This is a genomic window from Cyanobium sp. WAJ14-Wanaka (assembly GCF_024345375.1).
Lineage (GTDB): Bacteria > Cyanobacteriota > Cyanobacteriia > PCC-6307 > Cyanobiaceae > Cyanobium_A.
The window spans coordinates 63,324-87,339 of record NZ_JAGQAZ010000004.1; the positions used below are offsets into that span (position 1 = coordinate 63,324).

General features: G+C 60.1%; 23 protein-coding genes. 14 read left to right on the forward strand and 9 right to left on the reverse strand.

Translation table 11 applies throughout. From position 1 onward, the window contains the following. The first annotated feature begins 22 nt into the window (after window positions 1–22). From KBY49_RS11385 to KBY49_RS11395, 3 genes are all read left to right on the forward strand, one after another. Window positions 23–1,414 carry a phosphatidylserine/phosphatidylglycerophosphate/cardiolipin synthase family protein gene (locus tag KBY49_RS11385; RefSeq protein WP_396099913.1) on the forward strand — a complete coding sequence of 464 codons (1,392 nt, stop codon included), beginning with the start codon at window positions 23–25 and terminating at the stop codon, window positions 1,412–1,414. A gap of 166 nt (window positions 1,415–1,580) precedes the next feature. Further along, a complete protein-coding gene (locus tag KBY49_RS11390) occupies window positions 1,581–1,811 on the forward strand; it encodes a hypothetical protein (RefSeq protein ID WP_254934946.1) in 231 nt (76 codons plus the stop codon). A gap of 139 nt (window positions 1,812–1,950) precedes the next feature. Continuing rightward, complete coding sequence (locus tag KBY49_RS11395; protein ID WP_254934947.1) at window positions 1,951–2,673, forward strand: hypothetical protein; 723 nt, start codon at window positions 1,951–1,953, stop codon at window positions 2,671–2,673. A gap of 70 nt (window positions 2,674–2,743) precedes the next feature. Here the strand turns inward: KBY49_RS11395 and KBY49_RS11400 are convergent, their stop codons facing one another. Next, on the reverse strand, window positions 2,744–3,028 hold the full coding sequence (locus KBY49_RS11400; RefSeq protein WP_254934948.1) for a hypothetical protein: 285 nt from the start codon (window positions 3,026–3,028) through the stop codon (window positions 2,744–2,746). 388 nt (window positions 3,029–3,416) lie between these two features. Here KBY49_RS11400 and KBY49_RS11405 point away from each other — a divergent pair, with 388 nt between their 5' ends. The 4 genes from KBY49_RS11405 to KBY49_RS11420 are packed head-to-tail and all read left to right on the forward strand — an operon-like array spanning window position 3,417 to window position 7,072. Beyond that, entirely contained in the window at window positions 3,417–3,662 is a 246-nt protein-coding gene (locus tag KBY49_RS11405; RefSeq protein WP_254934949.1) for a hypothetical protein, read from the forward strand. A gap of 15 nt (window positions 3,663–3,677) precedes the next feature. Next, on the forward strand, window positions 3,678–4,904 hold the full coding sequence (locus KBY49_RS11410) for an FAD-dependent monooxygenase (RefSeq protein ID WP_254934950.1): 1,227 nt from the start codon (window positions 3,678–3,680) through the stop codon (window positions 4,902–4,904). Between the two features lie 14 nt (window positions 4,905–4,918). Beyond that, window positions 4,919–5,365 (forward strand): hypothetical protein, encoded by a 447-nt coding sequence (locus tag KBY49_RS11415; protein ID WP_254934951.1) that lies wholly within the window; start codon window positions 4,919–4,921, stop codon window positions 5,363–5,365. Window positions 5,366–5,407: 42 nt separating this feature from the next. Further along, window positions 5,408–7,072, forward strand: coding sequence for an alpha-D-glucose phosphate-specific phosphoglucomutase (locus tag KBY49_RS11420; RefSeq protein ID WP_254934952.1), 1,665 nt, complete (start codon window positions 5,408–5,410; stop codon window positions 7,070–7,072). A 20-nt stretch (window positions 7,073–7,092) separates the two neighbouring features. Here KBY49_RS11420 and KBY49_RS11425 read toward each other — a convergent pair whose 3' ends face one another. From KBY49_RS11425 to KBY49_RS11435, 3 genes are read right to left on the reverse strand one after another with little or no spacing between them, the layout of a single operon-like run. Next, window positions 7,093–10,362 (reverse strand): efflux RND transporter permease subunit, encoded by a 3,270-nt coding sequence (locus KBY49_RS11425; RefSeq protein ID WP_254934953.1) that lies wholly within the window; start codon window positions 10,360–10,362, stop codon window positions 7,093–7,095. Between the two features lie 8 nt (window positions 10,363–10,370). After that, window positions 10,371–11,504 (reverse strand): efflux RND transporter periplasmic adaptor subunit, encoded by a 1,134-nt coding sequence (locus KBY49_RS11430; RefSeq protein WP_254934954.1) that lies wholly within the window; start codon window positions 11,502–11,504, stop codon window positions 10,371–10,373. A gap of 36 nt (window positions 11,505–11,540) precedes the next feature. Next, window positions 11,541–12,662, reverse strand: coding sequence for an efflux RND transporter periplasmic adaptor subunit (locus KBY49_RS11435; protein WP_254934955.1), 1,122 nt, complete (start codon window positions 12,660–12,662; stop codon window positions 11,541–11,543). Between the two features lie 61 nt (window positions 12,663–12,723). Between KBY49_RS11435 and KBY49_RS11440 the strand changes: the two genes are divergently transcribed. Beyond that, window positions 12,724–14,988 carry an AAA family ATPase gene (locus tag KBY49_RS11440; RefSeq protein ID WP_396099929.1) on the forward strand — a complete coding sequence of 755 codons (2,265 nt, stop codon included), beginning with the start codon at window positions 12,724–12,726 and terminating at the stop codon, window positions 14,986–14,988. On the opposite strand, the gene KBY49_RS11445 is transcribed toward KBY49_RS11440, so the two are convergent. Both KBY49_RS11445 and KBY49_RS11450 read right to left on the reverse strand, forming a co-directional pair. Beyond that, entirely contained in the window at window positions 14,985–15,575 is a 591-nt protein-coding gene (locus KBY49_RS11445) for a hypothetical protein (RefSeq protein WP_254934957.1), read from the reverse strand. The genes KBY49_RS11440 and KBY49_RS11445 overlap by 4 nt on opposite strands. Window positions 15,576–15,590: 15 nt before the next feature. Beyond that, entirely contained in the window at window positions 15,591–16,238 is a 648-nt protein-coding gene (locus KBY49_RS11450) for a 4'-phosphopantetheinyl transferase superfamily protein (RefSeq protein WP_254934958.1), read from the reverse strand. 40 nt (window positions 16,239–16,278) lie between these two features. Between KBY49_RS11450 and bcp the strand changes: the two genes are divergently transcribed. After that, window positions 16,279–16,746 (forward strand): thioredoxin-dependent thiol peroxidase, encoded by a 468-nt coding sequence (bcp, locus tag KBY49_RS11455; protein WP_254934959.1) that lies wholly within the window; start codon window positions 16,279–16,281, stop codon window positions 16,744–16,746. Here the strand turns inward: bcp and KBY49_RS11460 are convergent. Both KBY49_RS11460 and KBY49_RS11465 read right to left on the reverse strand, forming a co-directional pair. Next, on the reverse strand, window positions 16,721–17,488 hold the full coding sequence (locus KBY49_RS11460; protein WP_254934960.1) for a type III pantothenate kinase: 768 nt from the start codon (window positions 17,486–17,488) through the stop codon (window positions 16,721–16,723). The two genes, bcp and KBY49_RS11460, sit on opposite strands and share 26 nt — an antisense overlap. A 2-nt stretch (window positions 17,489–17,490) precedes the next feature. Then, a complete protein-coding gene (locus KBY49_RS11465) occupies window positions 17,491–18,258 on the reverse strand; it encodes a phosphoadenylyl-sulfate reductase (protein WP_254934961.1) in 768 nt (255 codons plus the stop codon). Window positions 18,259–18,326: 68 nt separating this feature from the next. Here KBY49_RS11465 and KBY49_RS11470 point away from each other — a divergent pair, with 68 nt between their 5' ends. From KBY49_RS11470 to KBY49_RS11490, 5 genes are read left to right on the forward strand one after another with little or no spacing between them, the layout of a single operon-like run. Next, complete coding sequence (locus KBY49_RS11470) at window positions 18,327–19,544, forward strand: NAD(P)/FAD-dependent oxidoreductase (protein WP_254934962.1); 1,218 nt, start codon at window positions 18,327–18,329, stop codon at window positions 19,542–19,544. Continuing rightward, window positions 19,544–20,170: an HAD-IA family hydrolase gene (locus tag KBY49_RS11475; RefSeq protein WP_254934963.1), complete on the forward strand. Its 627-nt coding sequence runs from the start codon at window positions 19,544–19,546 to the stop codon at window positions 20,168–20,170. The genes KBY49_RS11470 and KBY49_RS11475 overlap by 1 nt, the downstream gene beginning before the upstream one ends. Continuing rightward, window positions 20,167–21,849, forward strand: a complete 1,683-nt coding sequence (gene hflX, locus KBY49_RS11480) for a GTPase HflX (RefSeq protein ID WP_254934964.1) — start codon at window positions 20,167–20,169, stop codon at window positions 21,847–21,849. Before KBY49_RS11475 ends, hflX begins: the two co-directional genes overlap by 4 nt. Window positions 21,850–21,856: 7 nt before the next feature. Beyond that, the gene (locus KBY49_RS11485; protein WP_254934965.1) at window positions 21,857–22,492 is read left to right on the forward strand and encodes a peroxiredoxin; all 636 of its coding nucleotides are present in this window, start codon (window positions 21,857–21,859) and stop codon (window positions 22,490–22,492) included. A gap of 11 nt (window positions 22,493–22,503) precedes the next feature. Continuing rightward, entirely contained in the window at window positions 22,504–23,637 is a 1,134-nt protein-coding gene (locus KBY49_RS11490; RefSeq protein ID WP_254934966.1) for an anhydro-N-acetylmuramic acid kinase, read from the forward strand. Window positions 23,638–23,667: 30 nt separating this feature from the next. On the opposite strand, the gene KBY49_RS11495 is transcribed toward KBY49_RS11490, so the two are convergent. Continuing rightward, window positions 23,668–23,982: a ribbon-helix-helix domain-containing protein gene (locus tag KBY49_RS11495; protein ID WP_254934984.1), complete on the reverse strand. Its 315-nt coding sequence runs from the start codon at window positions 23,980–23,982 to the stop codon at window positions 23,668–23,670. Between the last annotated feature and the right edge of the window lie 34 nt (window positions 23,983–24,016).

The window sequence follows — 24,016 nt, forward strand, 5'->3', positions numbered from 1 at the left end:
GTTGCTACTTGCTGCCTGCGGCTTGGCCGCACTGACCAGCTGCAGTGCCAATGGGCGCATATCCGGCTCTGCCCCCCCGGATCGCCCCCTGCCGGCGGGCATTGAGCTGGCTTTTAACCACCACCAGAATCACCACTACCGAAGCCCGATCAGTGGCCAGCTGCGGGAAGGTGACGACCTCGAAGCCTTCGTGCTTGAAAGCATTGCGGCTGCCCGGCAGGAAATTTTGGTGGCCGTCCAGGAGCTATCTCTGCCCAAGGTGGCCGAAGCCCTGGCCGCCAAAAGACAGCAGGGGGTGGTGGTGAAGGTGGTGCTTGAGAACACCTACAGCACGCCCTGGAGCCAGGAACACATGGCAGACCTGGTGCCCCACCAGCGCAAACGCCATCAGCAGATGGTGGCCCTGGGCTGGGGAGATGCGGTGCTGATCCTGCAGCGCGGTGGGGTGCCCCTCATCGACGACACCGCCGATGGCAGCGCCGGCAGCGGGCTGATGCACCACAAATTCATGGTCATCGACCGAAAAGTGGTGGTGACTGGCTCAACCAATTTCACCCCTTCGTGCATTCATGGCGATCCCGACGATCCCCAAACCCGCGGCAACGTAAACCACCTGCTGAGATTTCACAGCCCCGAACTTGCGGCGGTATTTGCGGCTGAATTTGAGCGCATGTGGGGCGATGGTCCTGGGGGAGAAGCTGATAGCCAATTTGGAATTGGAAAAGAAGAAGGCCCCCTGCAGGAGGTGATGGTGGGCGCCACCAAGGTGGGGGTGTTATTTGCTCCCCACCGGCGCCAAGACCCAAACCAGGGCCTGCTACTAATTGCAGACCTTTTGGCCCAGGCCCGCAAGAACATTGATCTAGCCCTATTTGTATTCTCGGAGCAGGGGGTTGCCGATGTCCTCGCCCAACTTCAAACCAAGGGAGTGGCGATCCGGCTACTGGCGGATCCAGGCTTTGCAAATCGCTCCTTTAGCGAAGTGCTGGATCTCCTCGGTACCCAACTTCCCGATCGAGATTGCAAATTAGAAGTGGGCAATAAGCCCTGGAAAGCGCCCCTCGAGGGGGTTGGAACTCCTCGATTAGCCCCCGGCGACAAATTGCACCACAAACTTGCAGTGATCGACCACCGCACCGTGATCACAGGCAGCTTCAACTGGAGCCCCTCTGCAGCACATCAAAATGATGAAACCCTTTTAGTGATCGAATCACCATTGCTGGCTGCCCACTTCAGCGATGAAATCGATCGCCTCTGGCGGGGCGCCGAACTTGGCATCACCTCCCGCTTAGAGCGCAAACAGCAACGGCAGCGCAACCGCTGTGGCAGTGGGGTGCAAAGGGCACAAAGAAATCAGAGAGACCCCAAAAAGGTCTTCGGCGGTGAGCTGGTGCGGGTATCGCAGAACGATTGAGTGGCTCGCCAAGAGGCTTACAATGGAGCAGCGTAATAGCGAAATCCAGCCAAAAGGTACAACACTAGGCACCAACCTTCGCGTCAACGGCCATTACCCGCCTGGTAACAACTGACAAGAATGCAGTATCTCACCAATCACTAGCTCCGCCTTTCTGCCAGTGCTAGTGATTGGTGAAATTGGGGATTTATGGAAGAGTTTTGAGTCACCGAAAAGCCCACAGGCTTCACCTAATACTGCCAAAACCCAAAAGAAACCATTATCTAAATATATCAGCATTCCAAAGACAAGCAATCACCAAGAAGCTTTAGAGGCTGACTTTATTGAAGGCATTCCGATGAAATCAATCGCCACTTGGCCGCCAAAGCGCAGAGAGAACTCTAAACGCAGGCTCTAAAACATGCGAACTCAAGCAACAAAGAAAACCCCCAATTAAATCATTAAGCAAAAGAATTCGCTTTTGCTACAAATCAAGAATGACTCTTGACGGATGGAGGTCGACGCGCGTATAAGTGTCTATAGGCAATCCCCCACAAATGCAGCCCAAACCATTTGACGCCTTCATGGGCAACATTCATTCCCAAAACGGAGAGGATGGGGTAATCGCCGAGCTCCTACAAAGGCTCGATCGGGCATCAATTGATTTATCAAATTGGTGTGTAGAGTATGGAGCATGGGACGGCAAACACCTCAGCAACACTTTTTCTTTAGTAGAGAAAGGCTGGAATGCAGTCTACATAGAGGGCGACTCAATTAAATACAAAGACCTTTTAAAGACAGTTGAGGAATATCCTGGCATCGTACCCATAGAGGCTTTCGTTGCCCGTGGAGCCAGCGATCCAAACTCGCTAAGTTCGCTGCTGGCGAAGACCTCACTTCCAAAGAATTTTGATTTGCTTTCAGTTGACATTGATTCCTATGACCTTGAGACCTGGGAAGGGTTGAGGGGCTATGAGCCCAAAATAGTGGTCATAGAGATAAACTCATCAATACCTCCAGGCGTTTACCATCGTTGCGACGATAATGTACAGGGCAATAGCTTCACATCTACCCAGGACGTAGCGCATCGCAAGGGCTATGAGCTTGTATGCCATACCGGAAACATGATATTTGTGAAATCAGAATTGCTTTCCATTATTGCCATAGACTCTTTGTACTTGAACAATCCCTCTCTATTATTCTGTTCAGACTGGCTCCCATCTTCTGCTATCTCCAATAAGTCGCTTCTCAAGCGAATAAGATCAAGGCTCCACTTTTGATCCAGAACTGCAGGGCCAGAAACCTATAAACCATTGCCTCAGGATGGCAGCGGAAACCAACGATTAGCCCTCAGGAATTAATCTGGCCATCAATAATCTCAAGGATTATTTCCTCAACTGAACGGCCCGACAACTGGGATCGACGAGTCAGATATTCCATGGTCTCATCTGAGACCTCCAAATCAATGCGCTTTGGATATTTAGAGGGATCCAAAGAAAAATCAAATTCTGCAGATTTGTCCCCAACCATAAAACCAATTAGCAGTGAATTACTCGTAAATAGCGCCAGAGCCAGAGCCAGAGCCAGAGCCAGAAAACTAGTCTTCCTTTCTGGATATGTCCAGGCTGAAGGCATCCTTTTCATTCAGGTACGCGACAACCGCCTCCCTCAAAAGGGCAAGAAGCTTTTTATTTTCAACAATCACCAACAGCTTAAGAGCAGTGTGCTCCTCCTCCGTAAGTGAAATGGTTACAAGTGGCACAAATCACACCATAGGCAATGAAACGATCCTAGACCCAGATAGCCGAGCAAAATGCCATTAATGCAGCAAGGCACTAAAGCACCGATCCCGTAAAAAAATTCCGTCGTACGAATAGCCCAAGCCAATCCAAATCAGCATTGCAAACTTCTAATTGGGGCCCCAACTGTTCTCAAAATCCCTATCGGTTTTCATTTGGACCCCGGCAGACCCCCAGCCCCTAGCATCGGCAAATCGCCCTGAGCTAGCTCCGCCTGCTTCGCCATGGACCCCCAAAACTGCTCCAGGATCCATACCCCCACCCTCGATGCAATCCAGCTGATGCTGCGGGATCTGCACACCCGCCACGACGAAATCCGCCACCGAGCAGCCTTTAGGGGCTGCACCAAGGAGCTATTGGCCGTGCAGCAGGAACTTGTCGACTACCTGCTCAACAAAAAAAGTGTCCTGATGGGCCAGTCGGGCTGTGAAAACACCAGCGAAACCCGCAACTACAACTCCTTCGTCTAGGTGACTGGGGGCGTGGTGACTGGGAGCGTGGTGAACAGGAGCGTGGTGATCGTTGGGGCAGGGCCCACCGGAGCCTGTCTGGCCCTGATGCTCTGCAGGCAGGGAATCCCCGTATCCCTGGTGGAGAGCAACCCAAAACAGGGTCGCCCCTTTCGCGGTGAAGCCCTAATGCCCTCGGGCCTAGGGGCCCTTGATCAGATGGGCCTTTTATCCCTGATCGATCCAATCCCCCACCGGGAGCTCAAGGGCTGGCGGTTTGTACTGAATCGCCGCGAACTGTTCCGTGTATCCGAACCCCTCGGCCCCTTGCCGGCCCAGTCCTGCACCCTGGTGAGCCAGGAGCAACTGATCGATGGGATGCTCGAGCAGGCAGCCAGCACCGGAAACCTCGGCCTGATTGCGAACCGCTCCGCCAGCGCCCTCAAGTTTGATCCCGAGAGGCGCATCAACGGCATCCGCCTCAGCGATGGCAGCGATCTAGCTGCCGCACTTGTGGTGGCCTGCGATGGGCGCCAGTCCCGCCTGCGCCAACTGGCCCAGATCAGCCTGGAGGGCGGGGATAGCCAGATCGACCTGCTCTGGTTTCAGCTGCCCTGCCCGGAGGGCAACCCCTTGGAGGGTCAATTCACCACCCTGGTCGGGGAAGCCGGGTTAATGAGCCTGTTCGAGAGCTGCACCGGTTCACTGCAACTGGGCTGGGTGATTAGCCCAACAGAAGCCAGTCCCCAACGCAGCCAGCAGCAGTGGCTGGACCTTTTTGCCAGCCTTTGCCCGCCAGAGCTGGCCCAATGGCTTGGCCAACAAAGCAGTGGGCTCAAGAGGCCCAGGCGCCTGAGTGTGCAGGTGGGCCAGGCCGAGCGCTGGTGGCGGCCAGGACTGTTGTTGCTGGGGGATGCGGCCCATCCGATGAGTCCGGTACGGGCCCAGGGAATCAACATGGCCCTCAAGGATGCCTGGATTGCCAGCCAAGAACTGGTCCCGGCACTATTGGGAGCGGAGCACCACCTCGATCAGGCCCTGGCCTGCATCGAGGCGCGGCGGCGACCTGAGATCAGCAAATTGCAGGCCCTGCAGGCAGAAGAGGCCAGGCGGGGCAAGCTGCTCCAGGGCCAGGGCCTCCTGCGTTGTGCCCTGAGCATTGGTGCCCCCCTAGTGGGCCCTGCCATTGGCCGCTACTGGAGCCAGCAGCAGCAACCGCTGCGCCAGGGCATTTCCGAGCCAAACGGCGCCATGATGGGTTAACCCCAACTGCTGACATGGCCAGGTTTCAGATCCGCACCGCTGCCCTAGTTGGCCTCATAACAGGCGCGGCCGCTCCCCTACTGGCCCTGCCGCTCCAAGCCAACCCAAAGGAAATTCCCTTTCCCAGCAGCGAGGAGCTGCGCCAAATCCAACTCTTCAGCCTCGATTGCGGCCGGGAAAACAGCATTGAACCCTGCCAAAAAGCCCGCGCCCTAGCCGATCCACTGATGGATCACCCACGCCTTGCCGCCTCCTGCAAAGACACCCTCTGGATCATCCGCGAGCAGGCCAAACCCCAATCCCCAAACACCTACCAACATCGAGAAATCCTCAACAAAGCAGGTTCAGATGTGCTGGTGTTTTGCAAACAGCAAACCGGCTCCGTATTGGGCAGCAGTGCCGACGACGGCAAGGGCAAAAAGAAAACTACTTTTGGCCTAATCCAGAACCAGACCCCCTAGGCCAGGGTTAACTTGGTGCCCCCAGCCAGGTGGCCCAGGCCGATGACCAATAGCAGTGCCGCCGGCGTGCGGCAGATCGCCCTCGACCACCCCTTCGACGACCAAAAACCCGGCACCTCCGGCCTGCGTAAGAGCAGCCGTCAATTTGAAACCCCCCACTACCTCGAGAGCTTCATCGAGGCGGTTTTCCAAGTGCTGCCTGGGGTGGTGGGGGGCACCCTGGTAGTTGGCGGAGATGGGCGCTATGGCAACGCCGGGGCCATTGGCGTAATTGCCCGCATGGCGGCGGCCCATGGGGTGGCCAAGTTGATCACTACCACCGGCGGAATCCTCTCCACCCCGGCCGCATCCCACCTGATTCGCCAGCACCAGGCCATCGGCGGGATCATTCTTTCGGCCAGCCACAACCCGGGTGGGCCGGATGGCGATTTTGGCGTGAAGGTAAACGGCGCCAATGGCGGCCCCGCCCCTGAATCGATCACCGATGCGATCTATGGGGCCACCAAAACCCTTTCTGGCTACAGGATTCTTGAGGGGGAGGCCGAAGCCCACGGCCTGAACCTGGCCAGCCCCGGCAGCTGCAACCTGGGCACCCTTCAGCTGGAGGTGATCGACGGGGTCGACGACTACGTGGCCCTGATGCAACGCCTATTCGACTTTGACCAAATAGCTGGGCTGCTGAAGGGCAATTTCCCCGTGGCGTTTGACGCCATGCATGCCGTGACAGGGCCCTACGCCGCCCGCATTTTTGAGGGGCTGCTGGGGGCGCCGGCGGGGACAGTGCGCAATGGCAAGCCGCTGGAGGATTTCGGGGGCGGCCACCCCGATCCAAACCTCACCTACGCCCACGACCTCGCCGACCTACTGCTCAAGGGCGACAACTACCGCTTCGGGGCGGCCTGCGATGGCGATGGCGATCGCAACATGATCCTTGGCCACAACTGCTTTGTGAACCCCAGCGACAGCCTGGCGGTACTGACGGCAAACGCCAAACTGGCTCCCGGCTATGCCGCTGGCCTGGCAGGGGTGGCCCGCTCGATGCCCACCAGCGCAGCGGCCGATGTGGTGGCCAAGGAGTTGGGCCTGCCCTGCTTTGAGACCCCCACCGGCTGGAAGTTCTTTGGCAACCTGCTCGATGCGGGCCAGATCACCCTCTGTGGTGAAGAGAGTTTTGGCACCGGCAGCGACCACATCCGCGAAAAAGACGGCCTTTGGGCAGTACTTTTCTGGCTGCAGATCCTGGCCCAAAAGCAGTGCTCCGTTGCCGATGTAATGGCAAACCACTGGGGAAGTTTTGGCCGCCACTACTACTCCCGCCACGACTACGAAGCCATCGCCAGCGATGCCGCCCACGGCCTCTACGACCGCATTAAGGCCATGCAACCTGCCCTACTGGGCCAAAACTTTGCAGGCCGCAGCATCAGCACCGCCGATGACTTCAGCTACACCGATCCGGTAGATGGTGCAGTCAGCACTGGCCAAGGCCTGAGGCTCCTGCTCAATGACGGCAGCCGGGTGGTGCTGCGCCTCTCAGGCACGGGCACCCAGGGCGCCACCCTAAGGGTCTACCTAGAGAGCTACGTGCCCGCCACTGGCAACCTCCACCAAGATCCCCAGTTGGCCCTGGGCGATTTAATTACTGCCATCGATCAACTGGCTGAAATTAAAACCCGCACGGGCATGGAGCACCCGACAGTGATCACCTAACTCTGATAATCAGACCTTGATCATTCTTGGGCCGCTGGGGTTTCCTCCGGGAACCAGCGGCTTTCTAGCTGCTTAACGGCCACATAGAAGGGCGGAACTACCCCCAGCGAGAGAACGGTAGCCACCAGTAGGCCGCCAAAAATCACACTGCCAAGGGACTGCTGACTATTTGCACCTGCGGTGGTCGCCACCACTAAGGGCAGGAAGCCCGCCAGAGATGCGATGGCGGTCATCAGGATTGGTCGCATCCGCGATTCGGCCGCTGCGATTGCCGCCTCGGCATAGCCCATGCCTGCGCCTACGTGCTCCTCGGCCACCTCCACAATCAGGATGCCGTTTTTAGCAGCCAAACCAATCAAGGTGACCAGACCAACCTGGGCGTAGATGTTGAGATCGATCGAGCGCAACGCCAGGAAAGCCAGGGCCCCAAGCATGGCCAAGGGAACTGTCATCAAGATAACCACTGGCGTTACATAACTCTCGTACTGGGCTGAAAGCACCAAATAAACCACCAAAATACCCAGGCCGAAAACCAGCACGCTGGCGTTGCCGGCAGATAGCTGGAGGGCAGCAATACCTGTGAAGGCGTAGCCAATATTATTGAAATCAAGAGATTTGAAAATTTGCTGGATCGCTGTAAGGGCCTGGCCAGAACTCTTACCTATGGCCTCCGCACCCTGCACCAAAATGGTGCGGTAGAGATTGTAATGGCTGATAACAGGGGGGGCACTAGATAGTTCTGCAGTCGCAAATTCCGACACCTGAACCAGCTTGTCATCCTTGCTTCTTACGTAGTAACTGAGCACATCCTCGAGGTTGCTGCGGCCGGGAGCCTCCGATTGGACATAGATATTGCGGACCTGGCCACTCTCATAGGTAAGGCCGGAGTAATTTCCACCTGCCAGCACAGCAATTGTTTGCATAGCCTGCTGAAAATCAACGTTAAGGGCTCCGAGAATGGAACGATCAATTTTGACGCCAAAGGCTGGGGCGCTGGGAATGAATTGGGTATAGAGGGTGGAGAATTGGTCACTGGCAGTGCCCTGGACAATCAGCTTTTTAGCCAGATCATCTAGCTGGGAAAAGCTATAGCCACCATTACTAAGGTCGTTAAATTGGAAATAGAAACCTCCTTGGGCAGAGAAGCCTGGAATCGCCGGCGGCTGGGAAGCGACAGCCAGACCAGAACCTAGCTTCTCCAGCTTGGAATTTAGGCGAGCCACAATCGCTGGAGCCTTGTGATCTGCTCCTGAGCGTTCTGCCAGGGGCCGTAGACCAAAGAAGAAGAGACCCTGGTCGGGGCTAGAGCCATTAAATCCAGAACCACTAATAATTCCCGCGGAGGTGAGATCCGGTTCCGTTTTAAGCACCTTGGCAATCTCCTTACCCATATTTTGGGTCTGGGAGAGGGAGGCTCCGTTTTGCAGTTGGTATATACCTAAGCCGTATCCCTGGTCTTCTTCAGGAATAAATGCTGTGGGCAGGGCTGAGAAGGCAAGCGCCGTAAGCACAATGCCCCCGGCCAAACCAGCCAGGATCAGCTTACGTTTTGCAATTAGTTGGATAAGCAGGGACGCATAGGTCTTTTCAAGCCGGCCGAACCACAAATTAAAGCCATCAAAAATCACAGCCAGCCTGCTTCCTGCAAAGCCAAACACCACCAGCCCAAAGACATAGGCCAATGGGCCGAAAGAGGCAGCACTAAAACGACCAAAGGCAAGACCAACCAAGAGTCCCCCCACGGTCCAGCCCCAGCCCTTTGGCTTAGGTGGGGCTTCAGAGCGAAGGATCAGGGCCGACATCATCGGCGAGAAAGTCAGGGCGTTAAAGGTGGAAATGGCAATCGAAAAAGCAATGGTTAGGGCAAACTGGCGATAGATAATTCCTATACCACCCGGATAAAAAGCTAAGGGCACAAACACTGCCATCAATACCAAGGAAGTGGCGACTAGGGCCCCGGTCAATTCACCCATACAGGCCATGGCCGCCTGCCGGGGTTTCATACCCCGTTCTAAATTTTTGGAGACCGCTTCAATCACCACAATTGCGTCGTCGACCACGAGACCGGTGGCAAGCACCAAGCCCAGCAGAGTCAACTGATTGATCGAGAAGCCGAAGATCTTGATAAAGGCAAAGGTACCGATCAAAGAAATCGGGATTGCCAGGCTTGGCACAATAGTGGCACGCCAGTTCTGCAGAAACAGAAACAGAATCACTAGAACCAACACAATCGCCAAGCCGAGAGCATCAACAACACCCTCCACGGCCGACTCAATGAATTGGCCAACATTGTAAATCTCAGTGAGGATAATCCCCGGGGGCAACTGGGATTGGAATTCATCCATCAGTTCAACTACCGCCTCTGACACCTGCAGGGCGTTGCTTTCAGGGGTTTGATAGATGCCAATCGTGACAGCAGGTTTGCCATTTATGTCTACCCCCTGGGTTGCGAAGGTGTTGAATCCATAGGTGGCCTCGCCTACATCGGCCAGGTGAAGCAAATTCCCGTTGGGTGATTTTCCAACAATCAGCTTGTTGAGTTGCTCAACCGACACCAAGTTGCCGTTGTCTTCCACCAGAATTGGATAGGTGAACAACTGATCACCTCCAGCCGGTGGCCCGCCAACCAGACCGCCCACAGCTACGGAGTTCTGACTTTTAACGGCACTCACCACCTGGTCTGCGGTGAGCTGGTTCGCGGTCAACTTGGATGGATCGACAAATAGCCAGAAAGCCGGGTTACTGCCACCAAAAAGAGTGGCCTGGGCGACTCCAGGTATGCGCTCCAATTGATAGAAAAGCTGCTCATAAATCAAACCATTGATGTATGGCGCGTCGTACTGGCCCTTTGTTGATGAGACCTGATACGCCAACAGAATCGAAGGGGTGGTTTGAATAACAGATACACCTGTGGCTTTTACCTGGTCGGGGAGCTGGGGGTTAGCCAATGAGACCCGATTTTGAACATTGACCTGGTCAATATTGATATCTGTTCCCTCGTCAAAAAATACATTGACCGTGCTTTGGCCCGTGTTTGTTGTAAGGGAGGAGATATATGCGGCCCCAGGCACTCCATTTATTTGCTGCTCCAGCACATTGGTGACTGCCTGTTCCGTAACCAGGGAGTTGGCACCTCCATAGTTTGCAGCCACCTGGATTTGGGGTGGAGCAATATTTGGCAGGTTTTCGATCGGCAAGGTGGGAATGGCGATCAAGCCCACCAAAATGATCAAGATGCTGCAGACCGTAGTTAGAACCGGTCTCTTGATGAAATTATCGGAGAGTGACATGTCCTAGCTCAGTTACTTCCATTGGCTATGGATACAGGCATCCCGGAGCGCAGCAGGGCAGTGTTACTAACCACCACTCGATCACCAGCCTTGAGCCCGGAAATCAAGGGATAGCGGTTCTTTTCCAGGGTTCCCAAGCGAACAGGCATTTGCACCACGATCGGGGTTTTAGGAGGAAGCTTTTCCAATTTTTCCTTACTTGCCAAAGGTATCTGGCTAGAGGTTCGAATCTTGAGAAGTACCTGACTAAGATTAAAAATTTGATAAACAAAAGGTTGCTGGGCCTGCATCATCACAGCCTGCACCGGCACCGAGAGCTGGGTACTTACCCCGGTAATTATGCGATTACGTACGTATTGCCCAGTTTTAAGCTTGCCGGAGAGGTTAGGGAAAGCAGCTTTTACCAAAACCGTGTTTGGAGAAGAAGTACTACCGCTAACGCCAAAATAGGGAGATATGAAAACCACCTTACCGAATCCCTTAAAGAGAGGATTTCCCTGCGTAACCAGCTCAACCGGCTGGCCCAATTCAACCCGAGAGGCCTGGGTGGCCGGCACGTCCATCAAGGTCCATAGAGAAGAGTTATCAACAATCCCCGTAATTGCCTGGCCCTGGCGCACATAGTCCCCCAGCTTGACCGAATCAAGATCACCAACTACGCCACTAATGGGGGCCGTGACGTACTTGTAGCCCAAGGTGGCTGCGCTGGCACGCACCTGGTCGCTACTTTGAATCGACTGGGTAACGTAGTAATCCCGATCGCGGGTGGAAACTGCGCCCTGCTCATTTAGAAAGATATATCGCTCAGCATTAACTCTGTCTTTGCGGGCAGCAGCAACACTAGAATTTAGCTCTGCTTTTTGTTGAACATTATCTAAAACAATTATCGGCTGACCGGCCTTAACCATTTGACCCTGCTTCGCCAGTATCTTTACCACTCGCCCATCAACTTCGGGCCTCAAAGCCACATCGGTGGTGGAAGCCAGCTGGCTAATCACCTCAATACTCGGGCTGAAGCTGGCATCCCCAATGGTTTGCACCTGCACCACCAGCGGCGGCCTAGGTGGGGGCGCAGACGAGCAGCCAGCCAAGGCCAGGGAACCCAAAAAAGGCAGCAACAGCAACTGCAATTTGGGGGTCACGGGGCTGGGCACAAAAGAAGAACAGCTTGGCGAAAGCTAACGGACCCGGCCGACTTTGACAGCGGAGCCATGCCGCAAATTCAATAGGCCGGCGCTGACCACCCGTTGACCTGGTTGCAGGCCCCGGATCACCGGATAGGAAGTGCCCTGCAACGGGCCCAACTGCACGGGGGTTTGAAGTGCGAATTGGCTGCCGGGTGGCAGGGAAGCCGTCGCCTCAGGCCTGCCACGGCCAGGGCGCCGCTCCAAATCGGCGCGGCTACCCAGCACATAAACAAAGCTCTGACCAGCCATTTGACTTACCGCCGTAAATGGCACGGCCAGGGCCCCGTAGCTGCCCAGTTCCAGCTGGGTGCGCAGCCGCAGACCGTTGCGCAGGGAAGGGTTGCCATTGGCAAAGGAGGCCTTGACCAGCAGCGATTGGCTGCCCACGTTGACCCCAGGATCCACAGAATTAACCACCCCAACCTCAATCGGGCGCTGGTTGATCGGATCAAGCAGTCGCACCGTTAGTCCTGGCTTCAGCCGATCGGCGTAGATCGCCGGCACATCGATGCGGGCCAGGAGGCGGCCGCTGCCCACCATCTTGGTCAGGGGGCTACCCGCCTGAATCACGTCGCCGGCCTTGACCACAAGGTCAGCCACCGTGCCACTGATGGGGGCACGCAGCTGCCTGAAGGCGAGATCCGCCTGGCGAGCAGTGAGCGCTTCACGGGCGGCTATGTACGACTGGCGGGCCTCGTCTCTCTGCAGGGAACTGGCCGCACCCTGCTTAACCAGATAGGCGTAGCGCTCGTAATTGAGCTTGCTGGTTTGCATCTGGCCGCGCAGGCTGGCCACCTCAGCCCGCAGCTGGGTCTGGTCGAGCACCAGCAACAACTGGCCCTGGCGAACCGCATCCCCCTGGCGAACAAGCAACTGCAAAATCCGGCCGCTGGCCTGGGCCGCCAATTGCACCTCCTGGGCCGCCTCCAGGGTGCTGATTGTGTCGACCAGGTCGCTGAATCGGGTCAGGGCCACCGGCTGGGCCTGCACGGTCGGCAAGCGTTTGGCAGCGGGATCCGACGATTGGCAGGCGCCCAAAGTAAGGGCCGCCATAAGCAAACATGGCGCAGCGAGCTGGCGTAATGGGGCCACGGGAGTAAGGAGGGCAGCCATGGCCGGAGCGTATCGCCAAGGGGCCGATGATGGCGGTGTTGGCAAGCGCCATGGCGCAACCTTGAGCGACCTCTTTGGGCACCAACGCGAAGTCACCTTGGCCAAGGTCGCCCCCCTGGCCGATCGCTTGCGCCCCAAAACCCTCGACGACTTCGTTGGCCAGGAGGGGATCCTGGGGGAGGGGCGCCTGCTGCGCCGGGCAATAAGCGCCGATCGGGTCGGCAACCTGATCCTGCATGGCCCGCCGGGGGTGGGCAAAACCACCCTGGCCAGGATCATCGCCGGCACCAGTCGGGCCCATTTCAGCAGCCTCAACGCCGTACTTGCGGGAGTGAAGGATCTACGCCTGGAGGTGGATGCGGCCAAGGAGCGGTTGGAGCGCCATGGCCTGCGCACCACCCTTTTCATCGATGAGGTGCACAGGTTCAACAGTGTCCAACAGGACGCCCTCCTCCCCTGGGTGGAGAACGGCACCCTCACCCTGATCGGCGCCACCACTGAAAATCCTTTTTTCGAGGTCAACAAGGCGTTAGTGAGTCGCTCACGCCTATTTCGGCTCCAACCCCTCGAGCGCCCCCACCTGCTGCAGTTGCTGCAGCGGGCCATCCGGGACCCGGAAGTGGGTTACGGCAACAGGGCAGTGGTGATTAGCGAAGAGGCCGCAGCCCACCTGCTGGATGTGGCCGGTGGCGATGCCCGCAGCCTGTTAAACGCCCTGGAATTGGCCGTGGAGACCACCACCCCAGACAGCGAAGGGGTGATTGCAATTGATTTGGCCATCGCTGAGGAATCGATCCAGCAGCGGGCCGTTCTCTACGACAAACAGGGCGACGCCCACTTCGACACGATCAGCGCCTTCATCAAATCCCTGCGCGGCAGTGATCCCGATGCCGCCCTCTTCTGGTTAGCTCGCATGGTGGAGGCGGGTGAAAATCCCCGCTTCATCTTTCGGCGCATGCTGATCTCCGCCGGCGAAGACATCGGCCTGGCCGATCCCCAGGCGATTGTGGTGGTGGAAGCCTGCGCCGCGGCCTTTGAGCGGGTGGGTCTGCCTGAGGGCCTCTACCCCCTGGCCCAAGCAACGCTTTACCTTGCCGGCGCAGAAAAAAGCAACAGCCTGCTGGGCTTTTTTGATGCCCTCAAGAGCGTCAAGGCCACCTCCAAACAGCAGGTGCCAGCCCACCTGCGGGATGCCAATCGCGATGGCCAGGCCTTCGGCGATGGGGTGGGCTACCGCTACCCCCATGCCTACGCCGAGCACTGGGTGGCCCAGCAATACCTTCCCAAGGGCCTGCAGGGGGAGGTTTTCTGGCAGCCGGGCCAGCTGGGATGGGAAGGCCAGCAACGCCAGCGCCTTCAACAGCGTCGTGCCGCCCAGTTGGCTGCGGCCGCCGAAACTGCCGCCGACCAGGGCGATGTGCTGAGTAGCGGCCCGGCCGACCCCCATTTGGAGCGCTGGCTCCAACGCCAGGCCGCCGCCGAGGGCCAGCGCCTGGACCTACTGCGCCGCCGGCTTTGGCAGGGAGCCCAATGGCAACGCCACGATCGGGTGTTGATCCTGGAAGCCCAGTCGTTGCTGTGGGCCCTTGATCCGATGGAAGCCACGCCGGAGGGGCAGGTGGTGATCACTGTTGGCGATAGCGCCTGCCAGGAGCGCCTAGGGGCCCAACTACAACTGCTCGACAGCCTGCGCAGGCCCGAGGTGCTGGTCTGCCCTTACGACGACCCTGCCAGCCTGGCCCGCCAACTTGACCAGAACAACACCGACCCAAAGCAGCCTCGCTTTGAGTGGATTGCGGCCCGCCAGCCCTGGCGCCAACTGGGACAAGACCCCCTGGGACAAGACCAACTAGTTGCCTGGCTGGCAAGCCTGCAGGCCCAGATCGTGCCCAAGGGCCAATGGCGCCTGCTTTTCAGCCACCCCCAGATCGGACCCGCTGCCGGCCTGCTGGCCCTGGAAAGGGAATCGGGCCAATCAAAATCAGGACAGGCCAAATCAAGACAGGCCCTAGAAGAGCTGGCCCGCCATGAGGGGGCCATGTTGCAGGCAGCCCAGGCCCCCCATCTCCGCGCCGCCGAATGGTTGCGCAAAAGGGGCTGGCAGGTCAGTGAGCAGGGCTGGCAGGAAAGCCTCAAGCTGGAGATCGGCCAAGGGCACCTGCAGCGCTGGCTTGCCCCCGGCAGCTCCTATCGCAGCCAAATGGAGGCCTTCCTCGGGTCAGAGATTCCCAGCCAGCAGCTCAAGCAACTGGAAGCGGGCCTGGGCGCCAGGCTTCAGCAAACGATCCCCCAACAGCTAAACCACACCCTGCTGATTGCTAACTAGCGGCCCATGGCCCCCACCTGCAAAGAGGCCATCAAAAAGGCCAAATGGGCCAACACCGAATCACCGCACTGATCTGGGCAGACCGGGTCCGCTGTCTCCCTGCGGGCCCCGGCAGCCCTTTCAGGCAACTGGAAGCGCACCGGCAAGCCCGCCACCACCCCAGCCGCCGAAAGGGCGTCCTGGCGAGATGCTTTCAAAATTGCCGCGCGCAGGCCAAGGCTTTTGAGGTTGGTGTTCAACCAAGGCGACCAACCCTGCACCTGCCTTTCAATCAGGCTGCGGCCAGAGGGCGAATCCAGAAATGCCGATACCTTTTCCACCCGCACCGAATAGACCTTGAGAAGGGCTGATCGGAGCTCGGCGGGGCTGTATTCCGTGCGATCTAGATCCTCAAGTAGGCGCCTATTGGTGACGGTTTTTTGACGCAGAAAACCAGTGAGCGCAGACCGGTCGTCGCTGGCCCCTGCAGTGGCACCAGTTACCGCCAAAGAGGGTGCAGGGGCCAGGCCTGCCCAGGCCAGCCATATCGCCCCAAATGCCCCTAGCCAAGCGCGGGAACCGCTGGCCGTCAGCCCCCTTCGCACCATGGCGCTTGCCCTGCTTTAGGGGCCAAGGATAGGGGCCAGGGCTGGCGTCACCGCCGCCCAGAGCCAGCCGTTTTGCAGTCCCATGCGCGGACTCAGGGTCAGGCCCTCAACTCGGTGATGGAGCTGGCATTGCCGGTGATCAAAACACCAATGGGCCAGCTCCTCTGCCAGGGAACGGCGCCGCCACTTAATCGCCGCCTCCTTGGCTACCCAACTGGTCAATACCGCCAACCGCAGCGCATCCCCCCCCAGCCCCCGCAGCTGGGCAGCCTCCTCTTTTGGATAGAACCTCTCCAACAGGGCCACCGCATCGAGGCGGCGGTCGGCCCGCTCGAGGTCCACACCAATCGGCTCGGGGCAATAGCCAATCAAAAGCCCATCGCCGCTGTGGCTCAAGCTCACCCAACCGCAGCCCTCCAGGAGCTGGGGCGCCTCACCGGGGGGGCTGTGCAGGGGCACCTGGGCGGGATCGCATCCCAACAGAGGAGCTAGCTGCTGGCGGACGGCCGCACGGCTCTGCCAATAGCGCCGCTGGCCGGGCGGGGCCAATCGACCACCCCAGGCCAATTCCTGGCTGGAGAGAATCGCCGCATCCACCTCCCCAAGGGGTTGGAGCCACAACCTCGGCCCAGGCTCCAGGATCGGTCGCCGCAACGCTTCCAAGGGGACCCCTAGGCTCCAGCCATTGTTGCCCCCTGCAGAAATGACCCTAAAAATCGGTGATCCGGCACCCGATTTCAGCCTGCCCAACCAGGAAGGCAGCCCTGTCAGCCTCAAGGACCTCCGGGGCCAGAGGGTGGTGATTTATTTCTATCCCAAGGACGACACCCCCGGCTGCACCAAGGAAGCCTGCAATTTCCGGGACCAGTGGGCGATCTTCCAACAGCAGGGCATCCAGGTGCTGGGCATCAGCAAGGACGGGGCCGCCAGCCACGGCAAATTTGTGGTCAAATACAACCTCCCCTTCACCCTGCTCACTGACGCCGAGCCCTGCCCGGTGGCCGAGGCCTACGAAAGCTATGGGCTCAAAAAATTCATGGGCCGCGAATACATGGGCATGATGCGCCACACCTTTGTGGTGGATGCCGAGGGCAAGCTTGAGCTGATCTACCTGAAGGTGAAGGCCGAAGAAATGGCCGACCAAATCATCGGCGATCTGGGCCTGGCCTAAGGGCAGCAAGGGCCTCTAGGGCCAGGTTGGGGGCCAGCCTGAGGCCAGCTGCCAGGGGCAAATTAGGTGCCAGGGTTTCACCCAGCAAAGATCGAACCAGGGGCTCCAACTCAGCCCCGTCGCCCCCCGTTAGCCAAAGCTGCAGTTCGAGCTGGCCAAGCCTGGCCTGGCTGGCTGCCGCCTCTATGGCTGCCGCCGAAATCGCCGCGGCCATGCCCCAGAGCACACCAGCTCGGAGTGCGGGCTCCGTCGATCGGGGCCAGCTCGACTCGGGATCCAGCAAGTTCAGGGCCGGTTCAGCATTGACCAGGGGCAACTGATCTGTGGCCGCCGCCAAACTGCGCCACTGCAGCTGGGCACCGGCCTGAAGCCTGCCGCCCGCAAAGTTGCCGTCGGCTCCAACCCGCGTGAGGCTCAGGGCCGTGCCCGCATCAGCCACTAACACCGGCCGGCCTGGGCTTTGGCGCCAGGCCTGCCAGCCCACCAGGGCCCTATCCACCCCAAGCCAGGGCGGTGCCTGGCCCAGGGGCACGTCTTCAAGCCTGAGCCGCAGGGCCGGATCCAGATCGAGCGCTTGGCCCTGGATTTGATCTGGAACAGGGCCCACGGCGGCCCAGGCCACCAAGGGATCCAGCGGTGCTTCAGGAGCTCCATGGCCACAGCGCAGGTCGCCGGGCCTACCTAGCGCCCAATGCCAGCGACTGTTACCTATTAGTAGCCAGCGCCCGGCGCCCGTAGCCACCTTCAGATTCCTTCGCCCATCACACCGGGCAAGTGAATCCCGCATTCCTGTTTAAGGCCACCAAAACGGGTCGCCCTGCCACTGAGCTCCGCGCCATCGGGCGCACTGGAATGCCAATCACCCACGGTGGAGTAACCCTGCTCAAACAGGGGGTGCTGGGGCAGGCCATTTTCCTGCATGTAATAGAAAACATCCCGCTTGCTCCAGCTCAGCAGGGGCCGCAGCGACCAGCGCTCTCGCACCGGATCCAGAACCTGCATCGCATTGCGGTGATCGGTTTGGCGGCCACGCACGCCACTCGCCCAACAGGTAACTGCCAGGGCGTCGAGGGCCTGATCTAGGGGGTCAACCTTGCGAATGCGGTGATAGATGTTGAGATCCTCCACGGTTTCGGTTTGCCAGAGCCGACCATGCAGGGCCTCCATCCGGGCTGGGCTCATCACGGCCTGGGCCACATACAACTTCAGCTCCAGCTGCTGGCAAAGCTGCTCGGCGTATTGGTAGGTCTCGGGTGGCAGATAGCCGGTGTCAACCCAGATCACCTGTACTTGCTTGCCGGATGTCTGCGCCAGGCCGCTGACCATATGCAGCAACACAGCCGCCTGGATGCCAAAGCTGGTGGTGAGGGCAAAGCCATCGCCAAAGGTGGCCTGGGCCCAGACCAGGCGCTCCTGGGCGCCCAGGGGTTCCAGCCGGGTGCGTGCCTCCTCCAGATCGATCTGCCGACCTTGGCAATCAGAGGGATATCTGGGGGCTGGAACAGACACCATCAATCCATCATCCCTTGCCGCCCTGGCTCGTGGTTAGGGTTCAACCCGATGCACCGTAAAAGCCAGCGATGACAGCCGCACCGGTGGTGATTGTGGGCGGTGGCTTCGGGGGGCTTTACACGGCCTTGGCCCTGGCAGCCCGCCGCGGCCATCCCCCAATCCTGCTGATTGAACCCAACGAGCGTTTTCTGTTTTTACCCCTGCTCTACGAACTGCTGAGCGGCGAGGTCCAGAGCTGGGAAATAGCCCCCCGCTACGACACCCTGCTGGCCGGCAAGGGGGTGGCCTGGCTCAAGGACCGGGTCAGTCGGATCGATGGCAATCTGCACACAGTGGAGACAGCCTCGGGGCAAAAACTGCCCTACAGCCGCTTGGTGATTGCCACCGGAGCCCGGGTCAACAGCTTTGGCATTCCCGGCGTGGAAGAGCATTGTTTGGGCTTCCGCAGCCTGGCGGATGTGGAGCAGCTCCAGGCCCTAGTGGCCCAGCTGCGGCGGACTCAAAGGCCCCTCCAGCGGCTGGCGGTGGTGGGAGCCGGCGCCAGCGGCGTGGAATTGGCCTGCAAATTGGCCGACAGCCTGGCGGGCAGTGCCGCAGTGGAACTAATTGAGCAAGGTGAAACCTTGCTAACTGCGGCCAAATCCTTCAATCGAGAACAGGCCAACTTGGCCCTAGTGCGCAAAGACGTGCGCCTGCGCCTACGCACCCAGGTGGTGGGTGTGGCCGCAGGCCAGCTCAGCCTGCAAACCAGTGCAGCGGGGCAGGCAGGTGGCGCGGCAGGGCCGCTCTCCATTGAGAAACTGGCCGTAAACGGGGTGATCTGGACCGCCGGCCTCAAATTTGAGGCGCCCAGCATCGAGCCTCCGGCCGCCACAGATCGGAGGGGCCGCCTGCTTTGCCAGGCCGACCTCCAACTGCTGGGCCATCCGAATCTTTTTGCCCTGGGAGATATCGCCCAGGTGGAGGGGGATGAGCCCTTGGCTGCCACCGCCCAGGTGGCTTTCCAACAGGCAGAAAACCTGGCCGCAAATCTGCCAAAGTCGTTGGCGGGCGAAGCCCTAGAGCCTTTTCAATACAACGATCTCGGCGAAATGATGAGCCTCGGCGAAGGCGATGCTGCCCTCACCGGCGCAGGGCTCACCCTGGCCGGGCCGGCGGCCTTCCAATTGCGCCGGCTGGCCTACCTCTCCCGCCTACCCAGCAAGGGCCACCAACTCAGGGTGGCCACAGGCTGGCTGAGCAACACCAGCTGGCTGAGCAGTCTCAATTGGTTGGCCAAAAGCTGATGGGCCCACGCCCTGTCGCCGGCCTTCTGCTCGACGCCATGGGCACCTTGATCGGGCTGCGCCAGTCGGTTGGCAGCACCTATGCGGCGCTGGCTGAACGCCATGGCATCCAGGTGGATGCTGCCGCCATCGACCGGGTTTTCCCCCAGGTTTATGGGGCCGCACCTCCCTTGGCCTTTCCAGGCCTCGGCAGCGAAGAACTGGCGGCGGCGGAACTGGCCTGGTGGGGCGATCGCATTGAAGAAGCCCTAGGCCAGCCGGTCAGCGGCGAATTGAAACGGGAGCTGTTTGAGCATTTTGGCGAACCCGAGCAATGGCGGACCTATCCCGAGGTGGCAAGCCAATTGGAGAAATGGAAGGGCCGGGGCTTGAAATTGGCCGTTGTCAGCAATTTCGACCAGCGTCTCCATCGCCTACTCGAGGGCCTGGGCCTTAGCCAGTGGTTGGATGCGGTGGTGATCTCCAGTGCGGCAGGCGCCGCCAAGCCCGATCCGGCGCCCCTCCAGCAAGCCCTCAAACTTCTTGATCTGGCGGCCGACCAGGTGTGGCACGTGGGCGATAGTGCCGCCGACCAAGCCGCGGCAGCTGCTGCTGGCATTCGCTGTGTGCTGGTAAAACGCCCTTGAAACAAGGTGTGCTGGCTGGCCGCACCGCAGGCCTTCGGCCCTCCCAGCGGCGGCGGTTGGAGCGGCTATGCCATCGCCGTCATCCGGAGGACGGAATTGCCGAACTGCTTTGCCTGCAGCGCCTAGCCGCTGAAGCCCGGGAGCTGGAACTGCCGATCAGCCTGGTGATCGATGGGCGGGGCATCGGCCGGTTGATCTGGGTGGGCCCCCTTGAGCAATCCTCGCGCCTGCTCGACCACCTGGGCGGATCCAACCGCCGCCAAGGTTCCGAACTCCGGCTGGTGACCTGCTGCGGGCGCAGCAAGCAGCTCGAACCCGGCGACCAGGAAGGCGTGGTGGGGCTGGATATGGCCCCGAGGCTTTGGCTTCGCTACGGCGACAAACCAGGTTCGGGCGGCCAATGGCCAGCCCTACTGCTCAGCCCCCAGAGGGGCGAGGGCGATCCCTGGCCGCCCCTGGGAGCAGACGATCTGGCGGTTCTTTGTGCCACCAACCCGGCCAGCCTGGGGGCCGAGGAAAGCGCCGAGCGGCCAACCCACAAGGCCGTTGAGAATGGTCCAGAGCGGGTACTGCTGCTAGCCCTCACCCCGGGCGATCGGGGGGCAGCCCAACGGCTGATTGGCGAATTGGAGGGGCTGGTGCGCAGCGCCGGCTCTGAACCGGTGGGAGTGGTCGAGCAGCGCCGCAGCCAGGTGTCAGCAAAAACTATTTGGGGGGAGGGCAAGGTGGCAGAAGCCGCCCTGGAGGCCCGCAGGCTTGGGGCCAGCCTGGTGGTCACCGACAGGGAACTGACCCCGGTGCAGGCCCGCAATCTGGAGAGGTTGCTGGATCTGCCCGTAAGCGATCGCAGTGAATTGATCCTAGACATCTTTGCCCAACGGGCCGCCAGTGCTGCAGGCCGGTTGCAGGTGGAATTGGCCCAGCTGCGCTATCGCCTGCCCCGGTTAAGTGGCCGGGGCCAAAGCCTCTCGCGCCAGGGGGGGGGCATTGGCACCCGCGGGCCCGGGGAAACCCAGCTGGAAAAAGATCGCCGCACGATCGCCGGCCGCCTCGAAAGGCTGCAGCGCGAGGTGGGCCAGCTAAGTGCCCACCGGGCGCGGCTAAGGCAAGGCCGCTCCCAACTGCGGCGCCTCGCCCTGGTGGGTTACACCAACGCCGGCAAGAGCTCCCTGCTCAATGCCCTCACCAAGGCCACGGGCCAGGACGCCGTTTTGGCCGAAAACAAACTTTTCGCCACCCTCGATCCCACCACCCGACGACTCGAGCTGCCCGACCCGGAGGGGGGAGCTACCACCCCGCTCCTGCTCACCGACACCGTGGGCTTCATTCGCGATTTGCCCCCGCCGCTTGTGGAGGCCTTTCGCTCCACCTTGGAGGAAACCCTGGAGGCCGATGGGCTGTTGATCGTGGTGGACCTCTCCGATCCAGCCTGGCCAGAACAGTGGCGCACCGTAAACGCCATCCTCGATTCCCTGGGCGCGAATTCCCCAAGGCGCCTCGTGGCCAACCAAATCGATCGCTGTCCGGGAACGGAACTGGATCGGGTCAAGGCCCTGGAGCCCGATGCCCTGTTCATCTCAGCCACCGAAGGGCTAGGGCTTGCCCACTTAAAAAGCCAACTACGGCAATGGCTGGCCAACTGTGGCAGCATCGGGGATGGCGAACCTTTTATCTCCTAGCTCGGCCATGGTCATCCAACTCGGCGACACCGTTCCTGATTTCACCCAAGATTCCCAACTCGGCCCGATCAACCTCTACGACTTCGCTGGCGACAGCTGGGTTGTGCTGTTTTCCCACCCCGCCGATTACACCCCGGTGTGCACCACCGAATTGGGTGAGGTGTCGCGGCTTCGTCCCGAGTGGGAGAAGCGCAATGTCAAAACGATGGCCCTGAGCGTTGATTCAGCCGAAAGCCACACCGGCTGGATCTGTGACATCAACGAAACCCAGCAGACCAGCGTCGACTATCCGATCCTGGCGGATGCGGACAAAAAGGTGAGCGATCTCTACGGAATGATCCACCCCAATTCGCTCAACAACCTGACCGTGCGCTCGGTGTTCATCATCGACCCAAATAAAAAGCTGCGCCTGCAGATCACCTATCCCGCCAGCACCGGCCGCAATTTCAATGAAATTCTGCGGGTGATCGATTCCCTGCAACTCACCGACAACCACCAGGTCGCCACCCCGGTGAACTGGCAGGACGGCCAGGATTGCGTTGTGGTGCCCTCGATCCCCACGGAAGAAGCCCGCGGCAAGTTCCCCAAGGGGGTCACTGAGATCAAGCCCTACCTGCGCATGACCCCCCAGCCCAACCGGTAGGTAGCCGCTGCATGCGGGTTCTGGGCTTGATGAGCGGCACCAGCGCCGATGGCGTTGATGCCGTGCTGGCCAACTTCGCGGGGCCCCTAGGGCGGCCCCGCTGGAAAATATTGGGGCGGGCGGCGATTACCTATCCAGCCGCCCTCCGCCAACAAATTGTGGCCGTGGGCCAGGGCGAACCCACCAGCGCCTCGGCCCTATTGGAATTGGCCGAAGAGCTCACCAACCAGCACGCCCTCGCGGCCCGCTCCTGTGACCCCACGGGCCAGGCCCAACTGGTTGGCTGCCACGGCCAAACCCTCTGGCACAGGCCGCCAGGGCCCGAGCGCCTTGGCGCCAGCTGGCAACTACTTAGGGCACCCCAGCTGGCCCAGCAGCTGAACAGGCCGGTGGTGTTCGATTTTCGCAGCGCCGATTTGGCCCTTGGCGGCCAGGGGGCACCCCTGGTACCGGCGGCAGATGCTGCCCTACTGCCTGCCATTGGCGGCTGGCGGGCCCTGCTCAACCTGGGCGGCATTGCCAACCTGACCCTGCTGCCACCGGCCCAGGGGCCTGAGGCCAGAGCGTCAGTTTTGGGCTGGGATTGCGGCCCGGCCAACAGCCTGGTGGACATGGCCGTACAACGCTTTAGTGCTGGTGAGCAAGGTTTTGATGAAGGTGGCCTCTGGGCCGCCAAGGGGCAGGTGGATTGGGGAGTAATCGAGGAATGGCTCCAGGAGCCCTATTTCCAACAAGTGCCACCCAAATCCACGGGCCGGGAAAAATTTGGCCAATCCGACCTGGAACAGCGCCTGGCCAGACTGGAAAAGGCCAGCCAGCTCGATGCGGCCGATGCGATCGCCACCCTCACGGCCTTCACTGCTGCGGTGGTGGCCCAGGACCTGGCCCTGGCACCTCCGGCCCTAGAGCTGCTGGTGGCCGGGGGTGGGGCCCGAAACCCCGTGCTGATGGCCCAGCTACGCAGCAGGTGCCGCGGCCTGGCGGTCGAATCCATGGCGGGGCTGGGGATTGGGGAGGGCGACCGGGAGGCCCTGGCCTTTGCCCTACTGGCCTGGTGGCAACTGAAAGGCCATCCAGGCAACTTGCCCTCGGTTACAGGGGCAACACGGCCAAGCGTGCTCGGGGTCTGCGTAAGGCCCGGCTAGGCCAAGAGACTGGCTAGGCCAAGAGGCTGGCTAGCTGGGGCGCAGCAGGCGCAGCCGCCTGGGGGCACCCCGCAGCCGCTGGGGCTGCTGCCGTTCCTGTTGCTCGAGGGCTTGGCGAAACTGCTGGGAATCGGCCAATACGGCAGGGGCCTGGCCCATGGGCGCAGGGCGGGCCCGCTCGAGGCGCTCCACCCCTTGCTGGATCAGCACCTTGGCCATGTTGCTGACCGTGCGGGATTCGCCCTCGGCCAAATCGGCCAAACGCTGGCAAAGCTCTTCAGGCAGCACCACCTGGACCCTGGGGGATTTGGGGCGGCCACTGGAGGAGGTCTGCCTAGTCGCCACGCACTGGTTGGGCCTTTGGGATACCCCGAAGTGT

Bases quoted from the DNA above. Each gene is read 5' to 3' on its own strand.
- KBY49_RS11475 (WP_254934963.1), top strand. From the start codon at position 19,544: ATGGGCCCACGCCCTGTCGCCGGCCTTCTGCTCGACGCCATGGGCACC.
- KBY49_RS11445 (WP_254934957.1), bottom strand. From the start codon at position 15,575: ATGGTGCGAAGGGGGCTGACGGCCAGCGGTTCCCGCGCTTGGCTAGGG.
- KBY49_RS11420 (WP_254934952.1), top strand. From the start codon at position 5,408: ATGACCAATAGCAGTGCCGCCGGCGTGCGGCAGATCGCCCTCGACCAC.
- KBY49_RS11465 (WP_254934961.1), bottom strand. From the start codon at position 18,258: ATGGTGTCTGTTCCAGCCCCCAGATATCCCTCTGATTGCCAAGGTCGG.
- KBY49_RS11425 (WP_254934953.1), bottom strand. From the start codon at position 10,362: ATGTCACTCTCCGATAATTTCATCAAGAGACCGGTTCTAACTACGGTC.
- KBY49_RS11435 (WP_254934955.1), bottom strand. From the start codon at position 12,662: ATGGCTGCCCTCCTTACTCCCGTGGCCCCATTACGCCAGCTCGCTGCG.
- KBY49_RS11485 (WP_254934965.1), top strand. From the start codon at position 21,857: ATGGTCATCCAACTCGGCGACACCGTTCCTGATTTCACCCAAGATTCC.
- KBY49_RS11470 (WP_254934962.1), top strand. From the start codon at position 18,327: ATGACAGCCGCACCGGTGGTGATTGTGGGCGGTGGCTTCGGGGGGCTT.
- KBY49_RS11405 (WP_254934949.1), top strand. From the start codon at position 3,417: ATGGACCCCCAAAACTGCTCCAGGATCCATACCCCCACCCTCGATGCA.
- KBY49_RS11415 (WP_254934951.1), top strand. From the start codon at position 4,919: ATGGCCAGGTTTCAGATCCGCACCGCTGCCCTAGTTGGCCTCATAACA.
- bcp (WP_254934959.1), top strand. From the start codon at position 16,279: ATGACCCTAAAAATCGGTGATCCGGCACCCGATTTCAGCCTGCCCAAC.
- KBY49_RS11490 (WP_254934966.1), top strand. From the start codon at position 22,504: ATGCGGGTTCTGGGCTTGATGAGCGGCACCAGCGCCGATGGCGTTGAT.
- KBY49_RS11400 (WP_254934948.1), bottom strand. From the start codon at position 3,028: ATGCCTTCAGCCTGGACATATCCAGAAAGGAAGACTAGTTTTCTGGCT.
- KBY49_RS11395 (WP_254934947.1), top strand. From the start codon at position 1,951: ATGCAGCCCAAACCATTTGACGCCTTCATGGGCAACATTCATTCCCAA.